Raw genomic sequence first — 24,619 nt, 5'->3', positions numbered from 1 at the left:
GACAATCACTGTGAAGATGGTGCTAAAGGATTTATTTTCAGTAGCACTATTTGGTAATAAAAGTGCGCATGGGCCTGTGCTTTCAATGGCAAAATAGAATATGAAAAGACTTAGGAAGAAATCATCCTAAGCCTTTTGTCATTAGTAAATGCATGTCCTCTAGAATGGTTAGAAGTGCGCTGACAACACCACCATCAGTAACTCGTATTGCAACAATGTATGGATATGAGCAATACTATAGAAGCTATTAAAAAGGCTGTTATGGTATGTGACAGGAGTCGCTCATACTTTATCCAAAAGCGCTCTCATTCTTGCTAAAAGCGCTCACTCTTTATTCAAAAACGCTCCCTTTTCAGCTAAAAGCGCTCATTCTTTAATCAACAGCGCTCCGATTTCAACTTGAAGTGATCAAACAGCCTTCAGAAACGCTTCCTAACAATGGGATGTTAAAGGAAACATAAAATGCCCCTGTAGTAATGGTTTTTTCGTTAGGATAAAAAGTGCGTCGTCATCATTCGGCGTGATAGTGGCTGTCATGCCTGCGATTGTAAAGTCCGGTGTAAAATAGAATACTACTTTTTTGGTTGTATCCTTAATAATGCTTGTTAATACAGCCTCTATATTAATTGCCTGTAAAGAGATGATATCGAAAATATGTAACACCCCTTCTTCCTCTTCCATTAATACAATGGCTGCTACGTCTTCTAAATAGTAAATGGTATGCTGAAATACTAAAGTGAAATAAAACATTAATAAGCTTTCATTGTGTTCAACAGCTAAAATACTAGAATTTATATGTCGATTTTTCGCATAGTTTTCTAACAGTGCGAGATCTTGTTCGATTGTCAGCTGACGTACCTTGGCCCCCTTCTTCGGTTGAATAGGATTTTTAGTAAGATCTAAGCTAAATTCGCTTTCGTGAACGCGTGTAAAGCCAAACTTCGGATAAAAATCCAAAACGGTGTCATTGGCGAAAAGATAGATGAAATCACAGGCACTCTCATATTCCTTGAGAATATGTTGCATCAACTGTTTCGCTAAGCCTTGATGGCGATACTGTTCAGCAGTCATCACTGTTCCAATTTGAATGCCGTTTAATCGCTCTCCATTTATTCGTACTGACATTTTATTTATAGAAGCATTTGCGATGACTTTTTCATCCTGTACAAATGAATAGGGAATGTATTGGTCATTCCAATAGCCTTTGTTGTACCAGTCTCGAAAATCTAAACCGAATGTTTGGATTGCTAAATCATTAAAACTTGCCTTTAATTTTTCATTGTGACGATAATCACTAACTAACTCGTATTTTTCCACGTCTATTCCCTCCAAATTTATGTTTCAATCGCTCATTTATATGGGAATTATCACCTCCTAAAAACAGAAAAAGACTCTATGAGAACAAGCTCATAAAGTCCGTTGTTATACACAATATAACTGTGGATTAGACATCGTTATGCTTCTCTTCTTTATCGCAAAAGGGCAATAGTAAATAAACCCTATAATTTTCAAAAAAATTATAGAATGGCCCCTCTATTAAATTCATTGGAATTTAATTTGCGATAATTAGTTTTAGCATAAACGGCTAATCTCCCTTCTGTTTTTAAGAATACTATTATTTTACCATTATTTGTTAGATGTGTCTACTTGATGAAAATACATGAAATAAGTATAGAATACCCCTTTAAAGCTAATTCTAGAAACAAAGTTAGCAATGAAGGGAGCCTACCATTCAAGATGAACTTTAAACTACCTTTCAGCAAAAAACAACCACCACCAATCAAAGAGGCACCTAAAGAAAACCTTGTGAGAGTGGCTCATGCCACAGATCATTTTATTCAATCGATTAAAAATGCTACGAATCATCCAGCAGATTTAATCATTAAATCTCTTCCACCAAACGTAACCCTTATTTACATCGATAATCTCATTGATGATCAGACTTTAAATAATGATATTATTGCTAATTTACAGAGCAAACCGCATGAAACACCAGAGGCGATGGAGATGGTTCTTTCTGTAGCTGAAGTCAATCAATCCAGTCTACTAAGGGAAACAGTAGAATCGATGGTCAATGGTTTTGTGGTAATTCACATAGATGGTTACCCACAAGCTATTTTAGCCAATATTGCTAGCAGAGAGTCTAGAGCATTGTCAGCCCCCGAAAATGAATCGCAAGTAATTGGTACACAGGTTGGTTTTAATGAGAGTCTATCAACCAATATTTCGTTGATTCGTCGCTACATAGTGAGTCCCAATCTTTGTAATGAAAAAGTAAAAATCGGCACACGGACAAGTACTTCCGTCTCTCTTTTATATATGCGTGGCATTGCTAATGAACAAATGGTCCAAACATTGCGGCAACGAATCACAGATCTTAATATCGATGAGCTGCTTGATAGTGCCGTATTAGCTGAGATGATTGATGATAATTCATTATCTGTTTTCCCTCAAATGCTTTTGACGGAAAGACCTGACAGATTTTGTGATGGCCTTTTAGATGGAAAAGTGGGCGTTCTCGTAGATGGAAGCTCGATGGCTATCGTTGGCCCTCAAACATTTACCGAGTTTTTCCAAAGCCAAGAAGATCAAAATTTAAGGTGGCAAATTGCTACCTTTGTGCGTTTGTTACGACTGGCTGCGTTCTTTTTATCCGTTTATTTAACACCTTTTTATGTAGCTGCTCTAACCTTTCATTATGAAGTGATTCCGCAAGCCTTTCTCGTCCCATTAAGTGAATCGAGGGCCTTGGTTCCTTTCCCGCCCATATTTGAGGCATTGCTCCTTGAATTTATTATTGAATTGCTAAGAGAAGCAGGAGCTAGATTGCCTACTAAAATTGGACAAACGATCGGTATCGTTGGTGGTATCGTAATTGGAACCGCAGCTGTACAGGCAGGGATTACAAGTAATATATTACTGATTATCATTGCGTTAAGTGCGCTAGCATCTTTCACATCGCCAAGCTATATGATGGGCAATGTGATTCGTCTTATTCGCTTCCCTATTATTATACTTGCCGGATTTTGGGGTTTTTATGGTATCATGCTGGCTTTTTGTTTTATTCTTATTCATCTGTTACGTCAGTCAAGCTTGGGAGCCCCGTATATGTCTCCTTTCTACCCACCAAGGTTGAAGGAAATGCGAGATAGTATTATTCGAATGCCTGTCCCATTAACATCGAAAAGGCCTGCTTTGACAAGACCAAAAGATGAACATAAATTTGCCCCTGAGCCAGTGAAACCAGAAAAAAGTTGAACTGAAGGTGAAATAAATGGCAAAATCTATACAACTTAGCCCTAAAGATATGATCAATGCTTATTTGCTTTTTTTTGTGGTACACGGCGCTCAAGTCGGGGTGGGTATACAGGGGTTTCAACGCATTATCTATCAGGATGCAAGGCAGGATGCATGGATTTCTGTTCTACTGGCTGGGATTGCCACACATATCGTTACATTTTGTATGATTAAAACGTTAGAAATCTACGGCTCTGATGACCTATACGGAATCCAAATTGATATTTTTGGTAAATGGATTGGTAATTTTTTAAATGCGATCTATGTCATCTATTGCTCTATAGCGTTCTTTTCTGTTTTACGAAATTATATTGAGGTTATCCAGGCGTGGATCTTTCCAAGTATCCAGACCTGGTTTTTGTCAGCAACTTTACTAATCATTATTATCTATGCCTTTACGGGAGGACTTCGAGTCATTGTGGGGGTGTCCTTTTTTAGTGTCGTACTCTCCTTATGGATTTTCCCAATGTTGGCCTTTCCAATGAAGTTTGCTACAGCAGAAAGTCTATTCCCTATTTTAGAAAATGATATTCGCTCCATTTTAAAAGGAGCACAATCGATGACCTTTACCATTATCGGCTTTGAAATCCTAAACGTGATTTACCCCTTTGTAAAAGACAAGAAAAAAATTAGGAAACCTGTTCATTTAGGACTATTAGCTACAACCATCATCTATTTAGCGGTGATGATGGTGTCAATTGCTTATTATAGCGAGGGCAAGCTCTTGAAAACCATATGGGCAACCTTGACATTATTTAGTTTTATCAGCTTCCCTTTTATGGAACGCTTTGAATTTGTGGCCGTGTGTTTTTGGATGTTGATTATTTTACCAAATCTATGTCTTTACTTGTGGGCTGCATCCCGTGGAGCCATTCGTTTATTTCCGATAAGTGAAAAAATGTTTGTTTGGCTATTTTCATGCATTGTGTTGATTGCAACATTACTGATTCAAACCCGTACGCAGATTAATACGATTAATACTATATTTGGACAAATTGCATTTTACGTGATCTTTGTCTACCCTATTTTACTATGGCCTATTGCACGACTAAAGAAGAACTTCACATCAAAGAAGGTGAAAGAGAATGAAGAAACTTAGAGGGAGGTGGATGATTCTTCTATCCTTTGTTTTTTTATATGGATGTGCGCAAACCAATATTTTAGATAAAGTCGGATTAACTACTTTAGTCGGCTATGATGTAGGAACAGAGGATAAAATAAAGACAACGGCCGTCATTCGTGAAGTAAATCCTGAATTCCAAAGTAATGTGGAAATTCTGACTACCGAAAACGATACGAGTAAAGGAAATCGGATGGAAGCCAATCGAAAACTTTCGAAAAAAATCATGGTTGGTCAAATGAGGGTCATCCTGTTTGGTGAGGAACTGGCGAAAAATGACCTTCGTTACTATATTGATACAAACCTAGAAAACGCTAGTGTTAGCAATGGGATCTTTATGGCAATTGTGGAAGGTGAAACTGAACCATTATTGAAATACGAATATCAAAATATCGAGGATATTGGGCAGCATATTTTCAGGTTAATCGAACAAAATGTCAAGCAGGAATATATGATTTCCTCTACACTCCATCAAATTGCGCATGATTATTATTCATCTGGAAAAGATTTCGCTATGCCGATTATTAAAAGAGATGAAGAGTTGATTGAATTAAGTGGAATAGCTCTTTTTAAAGGTAGTAAGATGGTCAGTTCCCTACCAGCAAGAGATAGCTTTTACGTAAAGATTGTCAGAGATACGTTTAAAGTGGGCTTATATGAAACCGTACTTGAAAAAGAAGATGTTCCATCCCAAATTCTTCAAAAGCCTGCAAATAAAATAACGGTAGCCTTTGATGCGATCCATTCGAAAAGAGAAATGAAGTTAGTCGATGCGGATACGCCAACATTTGACCTGAACATTAAAATCAAATCAAGAGTATTAGAGGTGTACCCTGATATTAACCAAGGTGATCCAAAAACGGTGGCAGCCATGGAAAAGGCAATTGAGAAAAAATTATCGAAGGAAGTACGTAGAGTGATTGCCCATAGTCAAGAAGTCGAGTCTGATATTTTTGGCTTTGGTGAGAAATATAGAAGCGAAGTAAGACATGCTAAGCTAACAAAGGAAAAATGGCATAAGATATATAAAGACATGAAGGTAAATGTCAATGTTGATTTTACAATCTTACGAGATGGTGTTTTTGAATAAGCTAATGCAATGGTTGCCCTGTCATGATCGATAAAAAGTTATGGAAAAATTTGTCGTATTGAATATCAAAGGCAATTCGATGTTTTTTTTCGCCGTTGTTTTTTTCATAAGGTCTTGTTTCAGCAATACTTTGTCCTCTTGCAGGGCCTTCTAATTTGTCGACAACGGATACTGGATAGGACTCATAAATGAACATGTCGGGATAAATGATGGCCATTAGGGTTAATGCATCATGCACGGGGCTTCCTAGAAGTGAGGGGTCCCGTTCTTGATAAAAACGCGTATAGTATTCCATTAAGGGTTTCAGGATTTTTGTTTTCCCAAAGGAGTCAATATAGTCTACCATCCCAGGTGTGACAATGGCCTTTTGCGTCGCATTTAATGGTATGATTGTCACATTTGTTGCATAGGTAAGCACAATATTAACGGCAAAGGGATCGCCATGAAAATTCGCCTCTGCCACCGTCGTCACATTACCAGGCACCCAAAATGCTCCACCCATAATATAAAATTCCTTCACGCTTTTCATAAGCTCTTTGTAAAGGATGAACATTGTGGCAAGCGAGGTTAATCGCCCAATATTAACAATAATCAGCTCATCATCCTTATACCTTTCAATAATGTTGACGATTTCAAAAAAGTTCTCAATTTTTAATTCGTGATCATCATTCGGTATGATGGGTCCAAGTCCTCGTTCACCATGAATTTCTGGATAATAGGTGGGCTGCTCGCCAGTTAAAGGTACTTCTGCTCCTAAAACTACGGGAATCCCGCGTGGAAAGTCAAACAACTTCATGACATAATAAATATTGGACACCGCATCTTCTCGTGATACATTGCCGTAATCTGCAACAAGTCCCACAATTTCTATTGCTTGATTGAGCCGTGCATAGATTAGTGCCACCGTATCATCAATGCCAATATCCCCAAATAACAGCACTTTTTTCACCAAAGAATATCCTCCCTTTTACTTCCATTACTGTTATCCTTATAGTAATCAAAGATGACATTGATTATGATTTTTTTTGGAAAAATTAGTGTATCATTCTAGTCCAATGAAAGAAAACCCATTTGCCGAAGCACATGGGTTTGATGAATTAGTTATTTGATTGAAGGAACTGATAGACTGCCATCATTTCCTGTTTATTCAATTCGCGAATACGATTAAAAATAGGAATATTGGCAACGGCCTCAAGATTGGAGCCTTCTGTTACCACATCGCTCACAGTACCGGTTAGCCATGTTTCCACATCAACGCCATCCACGATTTCCTTGCGCCCCTCCTCATTAATGCCACTTGCACCACAGCTTACACATGGCACGGTTAATTTATGGACACCATCATGCAGCCCATCTTCAGAAAGCACTTTTTTGCCTTTACAGAATGGACAGGAATGACTAGCTTTTACTTTATTGATTTGGGTGACGATTTTCTTGTAGCCAAATGCTTCATAGACATATGTTAGTTTTTTGTATTTACCATTCGTAAAATATTGGTCAATAATATGTTCTCTTGTCTCCTGTATAGTAGCAAAATCACAGATGGTTACTTGATTTTTACGGCTGATGTTCTCTAGATTATCCTTGATTTTGTCCCAGAACGGAAAAGCGTTTTGTAGCACGATTTCATAGCCGACAAAACTTGCTAGCTCTAATTCCAGCATTTTCAGTGATACCTGTGTTTCCCTTGGCAATAAGGACACATCTTGTAGCAGTGACATATCTCCGCCAACGATGGCTTTGATTTTTTCTAGTTGTGGTAAGTTGCCTACTGTTTTAATGACTTCATCAAGCGGCTGGTGAATCAAGTCGCGAATATCTGTGTCCCCAAATCGCAATTTCTTGTGGTGGTTGAGCACAGTGCCATGACAAATTGGGCAAGGCACCATTTCTCTTGTTTCCTTCATTTGCTCTTTTATAATGGATTTCGAAATCACGATATAACGACCAATGATAAAATTAAAGCCCTCCCACTTTTTCGAGGATTTCGTTGCTTTATCGTAAAAGGATTTTTCCCAATAACCATATAAAAATGTATGCTTTTCTTCCTCAGTCATGTCATGATAGCTTTTACTGATATCCTGACCAAGCTCATTTTTTATTTGCTCAAAGAGAAACACTATTTTGGCATGTTGATAGTATTTCAAGACCTCCATGATGTCTGGATGTAAGAGACCGTCCCAAAATGGCACGTTTTTGTCTTTTACGACAAGATCAAAATCGAATTTTTCAATTTCCAATCGACCAGAGCAGCTAGGACAATGATTTTCTTGGCTGTAAAAATCAAAGCTTCTCGTATCCTTATTCGTTGGATGTGCAGCCACAATATGATTGATCAGACCACCTATTTCATAGAGAAAACTATATTGGCTATATAAATGTCTTTCCAAATCAATGGCAACAACAGGGGCAATCTTATTGGATTCGTATTCACCGTAAATAAGACGAGCCATGGAAGATAAGCTTTTTAAGATGCCACCCTTATAAATATTTTCCGCATTTTTAAAATAGCTAATATGGTTGTCTTCTAAGTATTGAATGCCATTCCGTGTTGCGAGTGTAGAGGCAATTTGTAATGGAGCTGTATCCGTTGAATGGTTATCCTGCTTAAAATAATCGTCATGACTGGTCACATCAAGATGTGTTACAGGCTCCTGCTGTCTTCTACCGAAGTCCACAACAAAATCTGAGCTTTCCAACATATAGGCATTATGCTCAATCATCATGATGGAGATGGTTTCATCCTCTAGGATGTCCCTTACACTATCAATGAACTGGTTTAAAATATTTTGAGATAGCCCTTTAGAAGGCTCGTCAAAAATAAATAATGTATGTGGATTACGCGAGTTGGCAAATAACTCTGAGACTAAATGCACACATTGGAATTCACCAGTCGACAGGGATTGCGTTTTTCTTTCAAGTGTTAAATAGCCTAGTCCAAGCTTAATCAACAAGCTTAAACGTTTATGGGCGATGTCTTCATTAGGTAGTTCATCAATAATATCTTCAATCGAGCGCTGGAAAATATCATCAATGTCCTCACTATATTTTGTTAGTTTCTTTTTAATATCAAGGAATGTTGCCACAGTAGATCGACTCGTAATCGATTGGTTTCGATCTTGCCCAACCATCACGAGTTTGTCCTTTGGATAGCGTTTGACAAAATCTTTAGCGATACACTCATTGACAAGCGTTGATTTTCCACAGCCAGACTCCCCCGTAAAGGTAACAAGTCGGTTTTGAGGAATGTCTATCTCGTCTATTTGGATATTACGGCAATGGAGGTCTCGGAATTGATAATAGGATATTGGCGCTGCTAGGTTTCGCTCCCAATACATAGGCTTTGGTCGTGGAGATTCTTCAACGATTTTCCCACCGTATTTTCCACTACCTGGTCCAAAGAATAGATGCTTGTCTGCTGTGTCTAACACCGTATCAGAATGATCAATCAACCAAATTTGATTTTTAGCACCGAGTTGTTGAATTTGCTCTAAAATTTTCAGTAAAGTGTTATGGTCAAGGCCCACAGATATTTCATCGACAATAATCACTGTGTTTTCGCTTGTTGCCATGAATTCTGCTAAGTAAAGTCTTGTTAATTCTCCACCTGACAATGTCCCCATAATGCGATTTAATGTTAAGTAGCCAATATTCATTTGCATAATATTGTGAAGAATATGCTGTTTTTCTTCACTGATATTTAATTCTTCTGATAAGGAATAGATAGCCTCGATACTTAAATTGTGAATATCAGAAACACTATAGGGTTCATTCCATAAAGTGATTTTATGTTGCTCCACTTCTGGGCTATAGCGTTTTCCTAAACATTTTTTACATTCTACATTTTTTGTTGTACCTCGTCCTTTACACGCAGGACACCAGCCTAACGCATTGTTAAAGGAAAACATCTCTGGCGAAAGATGAAACTCATCTGCCAGTCGATGACGAATTTCTTTAAAAACACCTGTATGCGTGCCAATTGTGGAGCGTGGATTGCTGGAGATTGAGGATTTTCCTAGAAAAAGTACAAGGGGCATATCCTCCATTTTGATGGCACTGAAGTTCGTTTCCATAATGTTTGGAAACAAATATTGATATTCAGCCTTTGGCAATAAGGAAACGAGACGTTTTTTAGATTCTTCCCCAATCGTCTGACAAAAGGTCGTTTTCCCTGAACCAGACAAACCTGCTATCGCTAACGATTGATCTTCGGGTAAAACGACATCTAAACGGCTGATATTATTGGCAATTAGTTCATTAATCTTCATTTAGTTATCCTTCCATTTAAGAAAATTAAAAGATTTGACTGAAAATGAAAGAACACAATTCTTGCTACGGAATTGCGCTCTCCTTGTTGTCATTTAATTTACACTAAGCTAATACTTTTTCAAGCTGGGCACTCATATTTGTCCAAGCATATGTTGCGCCCTCGATTGCTCCTTGACGTGCCTTTGTTTCTTCGCTGAAGCCACCTTGATCTAGATGAAGCTGAGTCGAGCCATCTGCTTCCTGTGTTAATGTCCATGTAACTGTCGTTGTCTCGCCAGCACTTGTCCAAGTATAAGATAATTTGTGAGGCTCTTCTATTTCCAGCACCTCACAGTCTACAATGCCGTCCCACCATTCATTTGGTTCAGCACGGAATTGGAATTTATGCCCTACAACTGGTTGGAAGTCATTGCTCCATATCCATTTTGCTAGCGTATCTGAATCAGTTAAAGCATGCCATACCTGTTCGATGGAGCTTGTAAATTTAAAATCTAATGATACATCTGGTTTCATTTTTTTTCCTCCAATAAAAGATGTAATTTTGCGATTCTTTCTTTCCAAAATCCTTCATAAAACGATACCCAATCTTGTATTTCTTTCAATGGAGCTGCATTCAAACGATACCTCGTCTCTCTCCCTTCCTTACGAGCAATGACAAGGCCTGCATCTTTCAGGATGGCTAAATGTTTCGAAACAGCGGTACGCCCCATGTCAAATTGAGCGGTTAATTCGTGAAGCGGTAACTCATCTACTTCGGCTAATAAACGGATCAACTTTCGTCTAGTTGGGTCAGCAATGGCTACATAAACGTCACGCTCTTGATGATTGTTATTCAAAACCACCACCCTTTCTAATAGGACACTGATTGGTGTCTTAATTATATGACACCAAATAGTGTCCAGTCAATTTTTATTTTGGACAAAGCGATAGGGATTCTATACATACAAGGTAGAATTAGCTGAAATACAAAAAAGTACAGAGGTAAGAACCTTTGTACTTTCAGGTAATTATTCATTTGTATCTTGATTTAAGCCAGTTCTAAAGGTAAGAATGCGTAGTCTCCATCTCTTATAATGGAACATTTGCGCACCGCAATTGGCTGCCGGAAAAGTGGCCCATCAATGACGGTTGTATGGAATTCTCCCCCTTCACCGCAAGGATCGATATTCCGGGCTTCAAGCTCCTTTACATATTCAGGGGTAAGCACACGTCCTAAATCGTCCTCCGTCATGCCTAAGGATATGTTGACCGTGACAATCATTGTGACAAAGCCTAGGTTCATAAATTCATCGACAGCCTCTCGATGGTTCATCTCCCATAATGGCATGCCTAGTTTTAAACCAACCCTTTTAGTGACTTCATCATGCCAGCAGCCATGCGCAGGCATATCTAAGTCTCCTGTCACTAATACCTCTGCCCCTTGCTGCTTTGCATTTTCTAAGAGTCCTACAAATACTTCTTCATAATCGGCCCAACTTGCCGCAGCTGTATAGACTGGCAGCCCAATAGAGTCAGCTTGTGCCTGGATAAGCTCAGGTGGCATCCCATGGGACCTTGAACGTTTCCCTTCTTCTTCCAACATCACAATGAGTCCCATTGCTTGGCCCACCAGTGATGCTTTATATAAAGCTAAAACACTATCCTTGCCACCACTAAACGAAGCAATAAATGTATGATTTTGTGCATTCTGTTTCCAGTCGGTTGTGTTGGTCATTTCCTTGTCTCCTTGTACTGTTCATCTTCTATTAGAGCGTCATCCATTTGAATAGCTGGCAATCCTTGATTGATTTTAATATTGAGGTAGTGATCGACTAATCATGGTAATGTTGTCATATATACTCCTATTTCTTTAGGAAATTTTCAGGAACAAACACCCCTTCATTTTATCACAATCATGATGAGAATTTGGCGAAATATATGTTAAGGTTTAGATAGATTGCAAGAAACGGAGGGTGCACTATGAGTGATTATGTAACCAAATTAAGACAATTAGTTGGATCAATGCCTATTATATTAGTAGGTTCTACCGTCATTGTATTAAATGAGGAAAGAGAAGTCCTCCTGCAATTTCGTTCTGATAATAAAATGTGGGGGCTACCTGGAGGAGCTATGGAGCCAGGGGAAACGCTTGAAGAAACAGCGAAACGAGAATTATACGAAGAGACAGGATTACGTGCAAGTAATCTTCAGCTTTTAACCATATTATCAGGTCATCAGGATTATTTTAAATATCCAAATGGGGATGAAGTCTTTGGCGTAACAGCGGTCTTTTTAGCTGAACAGGTAGATGGGCAACTATCCGCGTTAGATGGTGAAAGCTTAGCGTTAAACTATTTTTCTTTAGATGCATTACCTTCTCATCTTGTTAAGAAAGCACAGGATATTATTGTTCACCATCTAAACATGAAAAACCCGAACTAATTACATCATTGTTCGGGCTTTCTGTTCATATAGCTTTGTTCATTAATAAGCTTGTGCAAACCAAACTGTATGTTTTGCTTCGTTTCCACAGCCAATACATGTTGTTTTCGTTGTTGGTGGATTAAATGGAATATTGCGAGATGTGTATTTTGTTTCTTCCTTCACTTTTTCCTCGCACGCATCCTCTCCACACCATCCAGCAAGTACCCAGCCTGGGATTGTGCCATTGTCTTTGGCTGTGTCAATATGCTGTTGTAATTGTGGAAGTGTGTCAATCGTCGTATGAGCGTTTGCTTCACGGAATTGACGAGCTTTTTCTAGTAAGCGTGTTTGCATAGTCGTTAGCTCTTCTTCAATAGCTGTGATAATTGTAGCTAAATCGACTGTTCGTTTTTCCTCTTCATCACGTGCTTTCAGTAAAGCTTGCTTGTTTTCTAGGTCACGTGGCCCTAATTCAACACGTACAGGTACCCCTTTTAGCTCCCATTCATTGAATTTGAAGCCTGGTGATTGGTCCGAGTCATCCAGACGTACGCGAATCCCCTTCGCTTTTAAGGCAGCGAAAATCTCATCTAAATGCTCCATGATTTGAGGGTTCTTTTTCCATGGTCCTACTGGAATTAAAACGACTTGCGTTGGTGCGATGCGTGGAGGTAAAACAAGTCCCTGCTCATCACCATGCACCATAATAACTGAACCAATTAAGCGTGTAGATGTACCCCAAGATGTTGTGTGAACATATTCGTGCTGGTTCGCTTTAGTTAAATACTTGATGTTAAAGGCTTCTGCAAATTTTGTTCCTAAATAATGCGATGTTCCTGCTTGCACAGCCTTGCCGTTTTTCATCATCGCCTCAATAGAGTACGTATCGACAGCCCCTGCGAAACGCTCAGAAGGGGTTTTTTGTCCATCATAGACAGGAATTGCTAGCACTTGTTCCACCACTTCTTTATAAATTTCGAGCATTTGCATGGTTTCCTGACGAGCATCTGCTTCATCTACGTGTGCTGTATGTCCCTCTTGCCATAAAAATTCAGAGGTACGAATAAAAGGCAGTGTTTTCTTTTCCCAACGGAAGACATTTGCCCATTGATTGATCAGCACTGGTAGGTCCCGATAGCTTTTAATCCAATTAGAGTAAAGATGGCCAATCATCGTCTCAGATGTTGGACGAAGGGCTAGCCGTTCTTCTAGTTGTTCTCCTGCTGCCTCAGTTACCCAAGGAAGCTCAGGTGAGAATCCTTCAATATGATCCTTTTCCTTTTGGAAGAAGGATTCAGGAATAAGCATTGGGAAATAGGCATTACGATGTCCTGTCTCTTTAAAGCGACGATCCATTTCCTCCTGAATATGCTCCCAAATTTCGTAGCCATCTGGCTTAAACGCAATACAACCACGAACAGGTGTATAATCCATTAAATCGGCTTTTTGGATGGTCTCAATATACCATTTCGAAAAATCTTCTAGTTGTTTTGACATGTGTTCTCCTCCTATTTTGTTAAATGAATACTTGTTTAAACCGTATGAAGATTTAGCTGAAGCAAGAAAAAAAGCACAAAGCTGTCCTCTGAATAAGGACGTCTTTGTGCTGGAATGACGTGGTACCACCTTGATTTAGCTTTAAGCAGAACTTAAAGCCCTCTCACGTTTGGTAACGAAAACGACTCGGTTATGTTTGCATAACATCTCCGTGGTAGGTGTTCAGTCAAGAAGCGGTGATATAGCTCTCAGCAGTTGCTATATTTTCTGTTTCACAATTCTTACTTACTTGGCCACATCATCAAATGGTCTATCATGTTAACAGTTTTACTTTATCCCACTTTAGCAAAATCATTCAGGAATAGCAATTAATAACTGGATTTATTTGTGACAGAATTAACAATGAGATTCGTAAAATCTCCTACCGATAAAGGCTTACTGAAATAATAGCCCTGCACATATTCACAGCCGTGCTCACGCAGTACGTTTAATTCAGCTTCCTCCTCCACACCCTCAGCTACTACTTGTAGGTTTAAGGCATGGGCTAATGAAATCATGGCCGAAATCATGGCGATTCCCGATTTTTCAGGCACGATATCACGGACAAAGGCACGATCTATTTTAAGCACATCCACCGGGAATTTTTTTAAGTAGTTTAGCGATGAATAGCCCGTCCCGAAATCATCTAATGAAATAGTAATACCCAGTGCTCGTAATTGCTTGATTGTATCAATTAAATCTTCCGTATAATCAAGCATACTCATCTCGGTAATTTCAATTTCTAATAAATTAGGGTCAATGCCTGTTTCTGCAATGACACCACGCACCATATCAACAAAGCCGCCTATGCTAATATGAATGGGTGAAATATTCACGGCTACTCGCAAGGATAATTCATGTGATTCATTCCAAAGACGAGCTTGTGCACATGCTTTACGTAAAACCCAGACACCGATATCATTAATCAGTCCGCAATCCTCCGCAAATGGAATAAAACGATCTGGTGGAATATGCCCTAATTCAGGGTCGTACCAGCGTAGCAATGCCTCCATACCAATGACAGAATCTGTTTTTAGGTCTATTTTAGGCTGATAATGTAATTCTAGACGATCCTGTTTTAATGCTTGATGTAATTTCGTTTCTAATAAAAGCCATTTATCATTGGCCTCATCCATATTGTCACGATACAGGCGATATTGATTGCCTCGTGTAGATTTTGCTGCATACATAGCAATATCTGCGTTTTTCAATAATTCTTCTACTGAGTTTGCATGATCTGGGAATATACTGATGCCGATGCTGATACTTGCATAAAATTCATAGGTGTCGACAATAAAGCTTTCATTGAAGACGCTAATAATTTCCTTAGCCATTTCCTCAATGCGACTGACGTCATTTAAAATCATGACAAATTCATCGCTATTGTGGCGATAGAAAGAATTTGATGTATGATCAATATTACGCAGACGATTCGACATTTCCACTAAAAACATATCGCCGATAATATGACCAAGTCCGTCGTTAATGTGTTTGAAACGATTCACATCAATGAAAAATAACGCAAACTTCTCTCCTGTACGTCGAGATTGATGAAATTCATTTTCTAAACGCTGTTCTAATTTGCGACGATTTGGTAGCCCTGTTAGTTCATCATGATAGGCAATGTGAGTAATTTTTTTAATGTCCTTTTGCGCTGTAATATCTACGCGAATGGCAATATATTGATAAGGCTTTCCCTTTTCATCTAGGAACGGGATAATCGTTGTTTTCACCCAATATAAACTGCCGTCTTTCGCACGATTGCACACCTCGCCATTCCACATATCGCCATTACCGATTGTTTTCCACATCTCTCTAAAGAAAGATTTAGGATGAAAGCCTGAATTTAGTAAACGGTGATCTTGGCCAACTAATTCTTCACGCGTATACTTGGAAATTTTACAAAAATGATCATTAACAAAAGTAATTTTTCCGGTGCGATCTGTAATCGCTACAATGATGGAACTATTCATGGCGGAAAAGATATCTTGTAATTCTTTTAGACTGTAGTTCATTTGATTAATACTACTAGGCGTGATATTCATCATTTTCATTCTCCATTCATTAAAATATGAAGGGTTTGGTACTTTTGCTTTATCTTACAGCGAGGTATAAAGTTGTGGTATATCGCCCTTTTTTATGTAATTATATTATAGTCTTAGAAAAGCAGTTAATTCAACCCAAATCTCAAAAACATTCAAAGCTACATTTGATAGTTTTTAATAAAACAGACAAAATTTAGTGGATATTAACACCTTGAAATTGTCTAAAAATATAGTTTTTTGATACTTTTGAACTAATGTAAATAGTTTATTTAGGCTATTTATCTTTTTAATACAAAACATTAAAGTTTTATATTTTGCGTTTTGATGTTATGTAAAATTTTTGTTAAAGTAAAATGCCTTACTGTCCCACATAGGAAGTAAGGCATTTTAGATGTTAAGAGACCTCATATTCTATTGAACCCCCTGTTGATTTCGCCTGCTTGTTGTAGGCATCTAACTGCTCTTGCGATAAATTTAAAATATAATAGTGAAAATTAATAGGCTCTAGCCCATGCTCCTCACATACTTGGCGATAAAATTCATAACCTTCTCGATAATCTGTCATCCTCATAACTTCCTTTCACATTCGTTACTATACGTCTAGTTTATTTTGTTATATAACAGAAATATTATTTGTTTAAAAATATATAACAGACTGCGATACTTGTCAATGAATTATCTGAAATTTCTTACTGAAATCACGAAAGCCCAGACCATTTTATTTAGTATGGCTGGGCTTTTCATAAAATATTCACGGCGGCTTCCGTCATAATCACATCCTTTTAAATTCCTAATTGTTTTGCTTGCATATTGTAAGCTGAAAGTTGTTGCTGTGATAATTGTAGTACATAGTAACGAAAAGAAATTGCTTCTAATCCATAGCGCTCACACATTTCACAATAAAATTCATAACCATCACGATACTTTGACATTTAAAATTCCTCCTCTAACGAATCTGTTTTATAACAGTTGTTATTATTTTTATTTAATATATAACAGATTATGTGACACGTCAAGAGATTATAACAGAAAAATTGAATAACAATAAAAGGAATTTAGCTCACCCCTTGTGGCCAAATTCCCTTGATACTTGCTATTCTCTAACGATTTCTTGTAATTGCTCGATATGACGTTGCTCGTGCAAATAGACCATTTCAATCCATTGATCCAGTGGTAATTCCCCCAAAGCTGGGTGCTGGACAGCGCGCTTAGCTAATACTTCAGGTTCCTCGATTGTTTGTAAAAAGGCGAGGAGGTTCTTTCTTGTTGTGGCGAGTAAATCCTGCATGACTTGAACGGTAAAAGGTTGTTCTGTCGGCTCTACAATCGATGGAGCCTGGATTTTTTTTGTCCGATCTAAAATGAGCTGAACATTTTTTCGAGCAGGCGTTGAATTTTCCTTGGCTTTTAATCCCCAAGCAATGGCTTTTCTCGTTGCTTCCTCTACTAATACAAGATGATGACAGATTTGTGCTACACTCCAGCTTTGTGCATCTGGTTTCCTATTAAAGGCTGTATCATCTAATGTGTCAATCTTCTGAAGCAATTGTGTTCTTGTGGCATCGAGATGATCTTTGACGTTTGACATCCTAAGCTACCCCTTTCATTAGGCGTTCTTCTATATATTCGATACAGGTAAGCAAAATCATCTTTCTCGAACAATATTAAAAGGATTATTTTCTAAGACATGCTGCAGCTGCTCATCTTCAATATGCGTATAAATTTGCGTGGTTGCGACACTAGAATGCCCTAAAATATGTTGTAAACTGCGGATATCTGCCCCTGCTTTATACATCATCGTCGCGGATGTATGACGTAGCTTGTGTGGCGTAAGTCGTTCTTTTTGAAGACCTGACTGCTGATTAATGCGTTTAACGATTTTGGCAACGGTTTGACGTGTAAAGCGTGTTCCCTTTTGTGATACAAAAAGGGGCTCCTCGCCTTCTCCTTTATAGGGTGTCTTCCCACAGTTTTCATAGTCAGCAAGTGCCTGCATACAGCTATCATTTAAATAGACAGTGCGCTCTTTGTTGCCCTTCCCAATTACGGTTAAATAACGTCCTTGAATGGATGTCTTATTGAGCTGACATAGCTCAGTGACGCGAATGCCTAAATTCAAGAAAAACATCATCATGCAATAATTTCTTGGGGATGCCTGATTGCTCTTAATTCCATCTATAAACTGTGTCGCTTCCTGGAGGTTCATATAGATAGGTCTTTTTTTGCCTATCTTCGGTGTCTCTAATTCATCTGCCGGATTTTCCTCAATGAGTCGACGTTTGCCTTTTAGATATTTAAAAAAGGATTTTAAAGTCGCCACTTTTCGTGCTCTTGCAGCGGCAGAATTGCCTCGCTGTACCTCACAATATTCCATGAATAAATAAAGATCCTCTAATGTCATTTCACGGATTTCTTCTATTGTAATAGTGCTAATATCAATGGCAGCTAAATTCTCTATATTCAAATCTTCTTGAACAGCTTTGTGGAAGCGAAAAAATAAGGTCAGGTCATATTCATATTCTTTTCTTGTACGCTGAGACTTTCCTTTAATGGTCGTTAAATAGACAAGAAAATCCTTCATGAATTTTGGTTGCTTCGTTTTTTGCATGCTTATCACCTCTATTTGCTCTATTTTACCATGAAAAAACGTTCCCAAATATAAATTTGGGAACTTTATTGAAAAAAAATGCCCTTTTTCGCAATGCAGAACAAATGTTCTGTATGAGCGCAATAAAAAAACCTCTTTTTATAAAAGAGGGTTTTGTTTCAACTATTTTGTGACAGTTATAGGATTTTAGGCATAAAGTTCACGGTAAATGAATATTAAAATCTAGTAGACTTTATTTGTTTTATGAGACGCTTTGAAAAAACAGTAGATGGGTAACTGTCCATGTCAATTCGTCTCATAACGAACATGGTATTATTTTACAAAAACTGAATAATTCCCATCCTCTTGTTTTGTGAGTGACCAGTTTGTCGATAACATTTGCTGAAGTCTTGTGACTGTCTCCTCATCACACGTTAAATGCTGGATACCTGTTTCTAATAGTTGGTAATCCTTCCCTTCTTCTAATTGAAAGCGTAGCTGCAATAAACGTTGGATGCCTGGTAATGTTACATACTTGATTCGATAATGGCCATGATATGCATCTAAGAACTGCTGTTCCCCTTCCTGATAAAGAGCCATTGTCTCACTAAATTCATAGTTTGGTACTTGTTCTTGCCAAGCTGATACATCCCCCGAACGTAAAGCTCGTAAAATCTCCTCGTCTGATAAATTTAATTTGGATAGTTTATCTAATTCATACGCTTGCATTAAATTAATGATGGTCATGGTTGTTAGCTCCTTTTATGTATTTATTCACAGTGTAACATGTTTTCACTACTACTTGAATTCGGAGGCGATCCATATGATGAATTTATATGATTCTAGTCTGTTTTTCGATGAAATGTTTGACGGCAATAAGCCAAAGCCTCACTACCGATCTTTTCATCATAAGCTATCCTTTTTTTCGCAGGAGCAACTTGAAGAAAAATACCGACAAGCACAAGCGAGCTTTCTTAGACAAGGAATTACCTTTACGGTGTATGGTGCACAAGACGGAACGGAGCGTACCATGCCCTTTGATTGTGTACCTATCATTATTCCTCAAACGAAATGGGCTATGATTGAAGCAGGTGTTAATCAACGTGTGGAAGCTCTGAACTTATTTTTACAGGATGTCTACGGGCAGCAAATGATCATTCAAGACGGTCTTATTCCGAAACAGCTTGTCGAAAATAATCCGTATTTCACACCAACCATGAAGGGGCTTCATGTACCAATTGGGAATCATATATTTTTAGCAGGGATTGATTTAATTCGGGATGAAAAAGGAGATTATCATGTGCTTGAAGATAATTTACGCAACCCTTCTGGTATTTCCTATGTCTTTGAAAATCGGGATGTGATGAAGGAAGTATACCCAGAATTTTTCTCCAAGCATACGATCCGACCACTTGATAAACATATGGCTTGCATGAAAAAAGCACTTCTTGCGCATCGTCCACCTTCCATGCAAGCGGAGCGAGAGCCTAAAGCTGTGCTACTGACAGCAGGCATGTACAATTCAGCGTATTACGATCATGTCTTTTTAGCCCAGCATTTAAACATCCAGCTTGTCGAAGGCCGGGATTTAGTTGTACAGGATTTGAAAGTCTATATGAAAACCATCTATGGCCTACAGCAAATCGATATTATTTATCGTCGAATTGATGATGATTTTTTAGATCCTACCGTATTTCGTGAGGATTCTTTATTAGGTGTTCCGCATTTAATGACAGCCTATCAAGCAGGTCATGTGGCAATCTTGAATGCCGTGGGAAATGGTGTGGCAGATGATAAAGCGATGTATGCCTATGTACCTGAGATGATTCGCTATTATTTACAGGAAGAGCCTATTCTACCGAATGTGAAAACCTACCATCTAGGAGATGACAGTCAGCGTGAATGGGTGCTAGAGCATCTTGACGAGCTGGTCATTAAAAATGTGGGAGCCTCTGGTGGCTATGATATGCTAATTGGTCCACATGCTAGTAAGGAAGAGATTGCCTTGTTTAAGCAAAAAATTATAGAGCATCCCTATCAGTACATTGCACAACCAACGATTAAATTATCCAGAGCGCCTGCCTTCCAGAATGGACGATTTTATCCTTGCCATGTTGATTTACGTGTCTATGTTATGAAGGGTGAGGATTGCTATGTGTTGCCTGGTGGTTTATCCAGAGTGGCACTACAAGAAGGGTCCCTTGTTGTGAATTCATCTCAAGGTGGCGGTGCAAAGGATACGTGGATTTTAAAGGAGGAATGGCAGCATGCTAAGTCGAGTAGCCGACGCGTTGTACTGGATGGCACGTTATAGTGAACGCACACAAACAAATGCACATATATTACAGGTACAGCTGTTGAATATGTTGGAGCAATCAGGGCAAGAACATGATTATATTGATCATTGGGAGGCTGTTTTAAATATTTGCGCCTCTAAGGAGGAGTATTTAGCAAATTATTCAACGATACGTGTCAATCCTTTGATTGACTATCTTCTGTTTTCTGAGAAAAACGGTAATGCCCTTCATGCCACATTACGTGCGATTCGGGAAAATGCACGGGTTACACGTGATAGTATGCCAACTGAACTATGGGAAATTCAAAATGCCTTTTATTTAACGAAGCAACAGTCCATACTAAAAAGAGAACGACCAATTCCACTCATTGAGCTCCAAGGTTTTTTACAGGACGTACGAAAGACTTTATGGATGGAGACAGGGTTGATTGAAGGCACGATGGATCGCGATCTTCCCTTCTATTTTATGCAGGTCGGCAAATGGCTTGAACGAGCAGAAAAAACCATGCGGATGATTGTTATTATCGTAGAACAACAAAAGCTGACATGTATGTCGCAGTTAGAGGATGATGGTACCTTTTTATTGGAACTTACCGCAGCGAGAGAATCTTTCATGCGGAAGCATCGGCACACCGATTTATTGACGGTCATTCGCTATTTAGTCCAAGATGAGCATTTCCCATGTTCTGTGAAGTTTTGTGTAAAGAAAATAGAAGAAGCTATAACGGCTATTGAACATGATTCTTTATCCTCACGATTATTAACGCTTCAATCGGATATTAGTAGCCTAGTTCTTGCAATCGATCATATTGATTTTTGGCAAATGACTATTGAGGAAACCATAACAATGATGGAGGAAAGATTGTCTCAATGTATGGCGTTTAGTGATGCCTTTTCGACAATCTATCATTTATATGAACCCAGCGTACAACCTTGAAAGGAATTCACCACAGCTCCCTTTCAACAGGCAAGTCAGTAAGCAGAAGGAAGCGGACACGATGAAATTTGAAATTCAGCATACAAATATTTTTCAATATGAGTCTGAAGTCGATCAAAGCTTAAATACCATTCGTTTAAAGCCGCGTAGTGATGAGCGTCAGCGATTATTATCCTATCGAATTGCCATTACGCCGTCCTCCCTGACCCGTGAGCATACGGATATTTGGGGCAATACAGTTGGTTCTTTTTATATACCAGAGCAGCATCAAATACTAGAAATTCATACATCTTCGATTGTGAGTATTCAGCGTGCGCCATTTATCCATCGTATTCAATATTCACCCGAAATGCAGACCATTTTTCACTCGCAGCTATTCTATGAGCATTATTTACCGTATTTAAAAGCAACACATTTTACATTTATGACAGAGCAGCAGCTAGAGGAAGTTTATCATGCAATCGGTCATGCTGAAAATCCTGTGCTCTTTTCGCTTAATTTAATGCAATATTTATATTCGAGCTTTGAGTATGATCCGACAGCGACAAATGTAACGACAACAGCAAGTGAGGCATTTGCATTAAAACGGGGTGTTTGTCAGGATTTCACCCATGTTATGCTGGCTGTTTTACGGGCTAAAGGAATTCCAGCTCGCTATGTCAGTGGTTATCTATATGTCGATGAAAACTCAGCCCTCATTGGTGATATTGCAACACATGCTTGGGTAGAAGTCATGATTCCAGGTATTGGCTGGATTGGTCTTGATCCCACGAATAATGTGGAAGTATTGGAAAATCATATTATTTTATGTATTGGTCGCGATTATAGTGACATTAGCCCTGTGGAAGGTGTATATTCTGGAGGCAAGCATGATTTAACAGTCAAAGTGAATGTCAAAGCATTGAATCATTTATAAAAGGCGTGCAGTAATGGTGATAGATCGCGATTACTGCACGCTTTTATTCGAGGCGCTGCTGTCTTTCTGTTAGTACCCATTTCCGTACATAGCCCATTTCTTGTTGAATATGCTCCAGCGTTTTTTCCTGCTGAAATGCCCGTTGCATGACAGTATAACGCAAATCAGTTGCTCTTATATTCTTCCCTATATCTTGAGCCATCGTTTGGAAAATGCGTTCAATTGTCTTCGTCGTAATCGGCTTCGCTAAACTCGCCTCGCTTACCCAAACCCATTCCCCTACCTCTTGCTCATGTAAATGGGTCGTCTCTTTTTTATACTGTGTTAGCATGTCCATGAGGATGGGCGAACACTTAATTTCTCGACGGCCATTTCGATTGGCTATAAAAAGGGTCGCTTTCTCTTCATTCAAGTGAGCCCATTTCATGCGCACGAGCTCAGCGGGCTTACAACCAGTTTCCATCAACACTTGAACGATACAGCCATTGCGTCTTGCCAGCCATGCATGCTCCTGCGTTTTAGCATATTGAAAATAGGTTGGCCATACGTTGGCAATTTGCATGACCTGTTTATTTGTCAGTACTTGCAGTGCCTCTTTTTGTCTTTTTTTCGGCTGCAAAATATGCTGATAATCAAAAGGCTCCACCCATTCTCGTAAAAAAATAAACTCTACAAAGCCTCGCAATGTCGCTATTTTATGATTAAACGTGTTGATATTACTATAGGTTTCCTTTAAATAGTCGCAATAGAGCTGTAATAAATTTTTCAATTGATGGTCCACATACAAGTAGTTTTGCTCATGGGCGAATGTTAAAAACTGCTGCCCATCCATATTGTATTGTTTTTTTGTGGCAGCACTTTTTTTCAATGATTGTAGCAGCAATGCGTAGCTATTCCATGCTTCCTTGAGTGTGACCATATTGCCCCTCCTTGATTGCTTTGCGTGTGTTGTTTCTATTTTACTATATTTTGGGTGCGTAGGTTCAAATTCATTTTATATTATTGTAATGTCGGATAATCTGTATTTTCACAACATGAACCCGCTTCTACCATTCAAATGCCCCTTACGTAATGAAGAAACATATGTTCCTAAAGTAGTTTCTCATAATTTTTACTTTCTTACAATAGTAAATTCCGCTCCCCTGTTGTAGTACAATAAATGCTTACTATTCCCTACATTCTTGTATAACAACGCAATTTTATGTGAAAATTCGTATCATTTCGTGTTTATCGTTGATTGTGTTATATAATAAAGATAGACACTAACATGTAGGAGGCTTTCCGATATGCAAGTAAAAACGACTCGACTGGAAGCAGAAGATGCGAAAATTATTTATCAAGAAACAGCTGGGCTAGCGATTATTACGATTCATCGACCACAGGCAAAAAATGCATTAACGGCAAACATGTGGGATCAATTAGCCAAGATTGCCCTACAAGTATTAGATAATCCGAAAAATAAAGTACTGATTTTACGAGGCTCTGGCCAAAGCTTTACAGCCGGCTCTGATATTAAAGAGTTCAATGCCATCTCTCTTGAGCAAGCTGAAGAAGCGTTTGTACATATGGAAAAGACCATTTCAACCATTGAGCGCCTACCGATTCCAACGATTGGCGTCATCAACGGCCCGGCAATGGGTGCTGGCTTGGAATTAGCCTTAGCCTGCGATATCCGCATTGGCTCCGACAAGGCCAAGCTCGGCATTCCTGTCGGTAAATTAGGGATTACTTTAAATAACAAATTTGCGCAGCGTTTAGTTCAGCTCGTCGGCCCTGCCACAACCAAGGATTTAGTCTTTACGGGACGAATGTTTAAAGCAGAGGAAGCTTTTAAGCTTGGGCTGCTTAACTACTTAGTAGCTGAAAAGGATTTAAATAAATACATGATTCGAATGGGCAAGCTTGTTGCAGGGATGTCCCCTGAATCCTTACTTGCCGTGAAGCAATCCGTTCAGGAATGTCTCGATAGTGTGCCGACCTTATGGCAAGGCTCTTCGCCATTTGTAGGCAGTGATTTCGCAGAGGGTTGTCGTGCCTTTGTGGAAAAACGCCAGCCTCAATTTACCCGTCAGCCAAAATAAAAAACAGGTACTCTTAACGCCAATGTGCGAGCGGAGTACCTG

Annotated in this window: 22 protein-coding genes; 8 read left to right on the top strand and 14 right to left on the bottom strand. The window is 38.8% G+C overall.

Going from position 1 to position 24,619, the window contains the following annotated elements; translation table 11 throughout:
• Window positions 1-432: 432 nt before the first annotated feature.
• Complete coding sequence (locus tag MHB40_RS12255) at window positions 433-1,317, bottom strand: GNAT family N-acetyltransferase (RefSeq protein WP_342534721.1); 885 nt, start codon at window positions 1,315-1,317, stop codon at window positions 433-435.
• Window positions 1,318-1,737: 420 nt separating this feature from the next.
• On the opposite strand from MHB40_RS12255, the gene MHB40_RS12250 reads away from it, so the two are divergent.
• Genes MHB40_RS12250 through MHB40_RS12240 form a run of 3 tightly spaced genes read left to right on the top strand, consistent with a single transcriptional unit; the run spans window position 1,738 to window position 5,507 of the window.
• Entirely contained in the window at window positions 1,738-3,258 is a 1,521-nt protein-coding gene (locus MHB40_RS12250) for a spore germination protein (protein WP_342534720.1), read from the top strand.
• 16 nt (window positions 3,259-3,274) lie between these two features.
• A complete protein-coding gene (locus MHB40_RS12245; protein ID WP_342534719.1) occupies window positions 3,275-4,396 on the top strand; it encodes a GerAB/ArcD/ProY family transporter in 1,122 nt (373 codons plus the stop codon).
• Complete coding sequence (locus tag MHB40_RS12240) at window positions 4,383-5,507, top strand: Ger(x)C family spore germination protein (protein WP_342534718.1); 1,125 nt, start codon at window positions 4,383-4,385, stop codon at window positions 5,505-5,507. The genes MHB40_RS12245 and MHB40_RS12240 overlap by 14 nt, the downstream gene beginning before the upstream one ends.
• Window position 5,508: 1 nt before the next feature.
• On the opposite strand, the gene MHB40_RS12235 is transcribed toward MHB40_RS12240, so the two are convergent.
• The 5 genes from MHB40_RS12235 to MHB40_RS12215 form a co-directional block, all read right to left on the bottom strand.
• Window positions 5,509-6,459: a nucleoside hydrolase gene (locus MHB40_RS12235; RefSeq protein ID WP_342534717.1), complete on the bottom strand. Its 951-nt coding sequence runs from the start codon at window positions 6,457-6,459 to the stop codon at window positions 5,509-5,511.
• 145 nt (window positions 6,460-6,604) lie between these two features.
• Complete coding sequence (locus tag MHB40_RS12230) at window positions 6,605-9,775, bottom strand: ATP-binding cassette domain-containing protein (RefSeq protein ID WP_342443671.1); 3,171 nt, start codon at window positions 9,773-9,775, stop codon at window positions 6,605-6,607.
• Window positions 9,776-9,878: 103 nt separating this feature from the next.
• The gene (locus MHB40_RS12225; protein WP_205443510.1) at window positions 9,879-10,289 is read right to left on the bottom strand and encodes an SRPBCC domain-containing protein; all 411 of its coding nucleotides are present in this window, start codon (window positions 10,287-10,289) and stop codon (window positions 9,879-9,881) included.
• Window positions 10,286-10,612 carry a metalloregulator ArsR/SmtB family transcription factor gene (locus MHB40_RS12220; RefSeq protein WP_205443508.1) on the bottom strand — a complete coding sequence of 109 codons (327 nt, stop codon included), beginning with the start codon at window positions 10,610-10,612 and terminating at the stop codon, window positions 10,286-10,288. Before MHB40_RS12220 ends, MHB40_RS12225 begins: the two co-directional genes overlap by 4 nt.
• Window positions 10,613-10,803: 191 nt before the next feature.
• A complete protein-coding gene (locus MHB40_RS12215) occupies window positions 10,804-11,490 on the bottom strand; it encodes a diphthine--ammonia ligase (RefSeq protein ID WP_342443670.1) in 687 nt (228 codons plus the stop codon).
• Between the two features lie 245 nt (window positions 11,491-11,735).
• On the opposite strand from MHB40_RS12215, the gene MHB40_RS12210 reads away from it, so the two are divergent.
• Window positions 11,736-12,197 carry an NUDIX hydrolase gene (locus MHB40_RS12210; protein ID WP_342534716.1) on the top strand — a complete coding sequence of 154 codons (462 nt, stop codon included), beginning with the start codon at window positions 11,736-11,738 and terminating at the stop codon, window positions 12,195-12,197.
• 42 nt (window positions 12,198-12,239) lie between these two features.
• Here the strand turns inward: MHB40_RS12210 and proS are convergent, their stop codons facing one another.
• The 7 genes from proS to MHB40_RS12175 all read right to left on the bottom strand — a co-directional run bounded on the left by proS (window position 12,240) and on the right by MHB40_RS12175 (window position 19,094).
• Window positions 12,240-13,676: a proline--tRNA ligase gene (gene proS, locus MHB40_RS12205; RefSeq protein WP_342534715.1), complete on the bottom strand. Its 1,437-nt coding sequence runs from the start codon at window positions 13,674-13,676 to the stop codon at window positions 12,240-12,242.
• Between the two features lie 368 nt (window positions 13,677-14,044).
• Window positions 14,045-15,763 (bottom strand): GGDEF domain-containing phosphodiesterase, encoded by a 1,719-nt coding sequence (locus MHB40_RS12200; RefSeq protein WP_243456169.1) that lies wholly within the window; start codon window positions 15,761-15,763, stop codon window positions 14,045-14,047.
• A 391-nt stretch (window positions 15,764-16,154) separates the two neighbouring features.
• On the bottom strand, window positions 16,155-16,325 hold the full coding sequence (locus tag MHB40_RS12195; protein WP_016992674.1) for a hypothetical protein: 171 nt from the start codon (window positions 16,323-16,325) through the stop codon (window positions 16,155-16,157).
• A 217-nt stretch (window positions 16,326-16,542) separates the two neighbouring features.
• Window positions 16,543-16,692, bottom strand: coding sequence for a transcriptional regulator (locus MHB40_RS12190; protein ID WP_155591126.1), 150 nt, complete (start codon window positions 16,690-16,692; stop codon window positions 16,543-16,545).
• Between the two features lie 161 nt (window positions 16,693-16,853).
• A complete protein-coding gene (locus MHB40_RS12185) occupies window positions 16,854-17,348 on the bottom strand; it encodes a DinB family protein (RefSeq protein WP_342443666.1) in 495 nt (164 codons plus the stop codon).
• A 57-nt stretch (window positions 17,349-17,405) separates the two neighbouring features.
• On the bottom strand, window positions 17,406-18,368 hold the full coding sequence (locus tag MHB40_RS12180; RefSeq protein WP_205443500.1) for a tyrosine recombinase XerC: 963 nt from the start codon (window positions 18,366-18,368) through the stop codon (window positions 17,406-17,408).
• Window positions 18,369-18,680: 312 nt separating this feature from the next.
• Window positions 18,681-19,094 carry a hypothetical protein gene (locus MHB40_RS12175; RefSeq protein WP_205443499.1) on the bottom strand — a complete coding sequence of 138 codons (414 nt, stop codon included), beginning with the start codon at window positions 19,092-19,094 and terminating at the stop codon, window positions 18,681-18,683.
• A 76-nt stretch (window positions 19,095-19,170) separates the two neighbouring features.
• On the opposite strand from MHB40_RS12175, the gene MHB40_RS12170 reads away from it, so the two are divergent.
• From MHB40_RS12170 to MHB40_RS12160, 3 genes are all read left to right on the top strand, one after another.
• Window positions 19,171-20,661 (top strand): circularly permuted type 2 ATP-grasp protein, encoded by a 1,491-nt coding sequence (locus MHB40_RS12170; RefSeq protein WP_342534714.1) that lies wholly within the window; start codon window positions 19,171-19,173, stop codon window positions 20,659-20,661.
• Window positions 20,615-21,580: an alpha-E domain-containing protein gene (locus MHB40_RS12165; RefSeq protein ID WP_342534713.1), complete on the top strand. Its 966-nt coding sequence runs from the start codon at window positions 20,615-20,617 to the stop codon at window positions 21,578-21,580. Before MHB40_RS12170 ends, MHB40_RS12165 begins: the two co-directional genes overlap by 47 nt.
• 61 nt (window positions 21,581-21,641) lie before the next feature.
• Window positions 21,642-22,496, top strand: coding sequence for a transglutaminase family protein (locus MHB40_RS12160; RefSeq protein ID WP_205443496.1), 855 nt, complete (start codon window positions 21,642-21,644; stop codon window positions 22,494-22,496).
• 43 nt (window positions 22,497-22,539) lie between these two features.
• On the opposite strand, the gene MHB40_RS12155 is transcribed toward MHB40_RS12160, so the two are convergent.
• Entirely contained in the window at window positions 22,540-23,415 is an 876-nt protein-coding gene (locus MHB40_RS12155; RefSeq protein ID WP_342534712.1) for a site-specific integrase, read from the bottom strand.
• 367 nt (window positions 23,416-23,782) lie between these two features.
• Between MHB40_RS12155 and MHB40_RS12150 the strand changes: the two genes are divergently transcribed.
• On the top strand, window positions 23,783-24,577 hold the full coding sequence (locus tag MHB40_RS12150; RefSeq protein ID WP_066036778.1) for an enoyl-CoA hydratase/isomerase family protein: 795 nt from the start codon (window positions 23,783-23,785) through the stop codon (window positions 24,575-24,577).
• Window positions 24,578-24,619: the final 42 nt, after the last annotated feature.

Origin of the sequence: Lysinibacillus sp. FSL K6-0057, from assembly GCF_038630885.1 — a bacterium.
Taxonomy (GTDB): Bacteria; Bacillota; Bacilli; order Bacillales_A; family Planococcaceae; genus Lysinibacillus; species Lysinibacillus fusiformis_F.
Note: the sequence above shows the minus strand (reverse complement) of the source record. Positions and strands in the feature narration are given on the sequence as shown.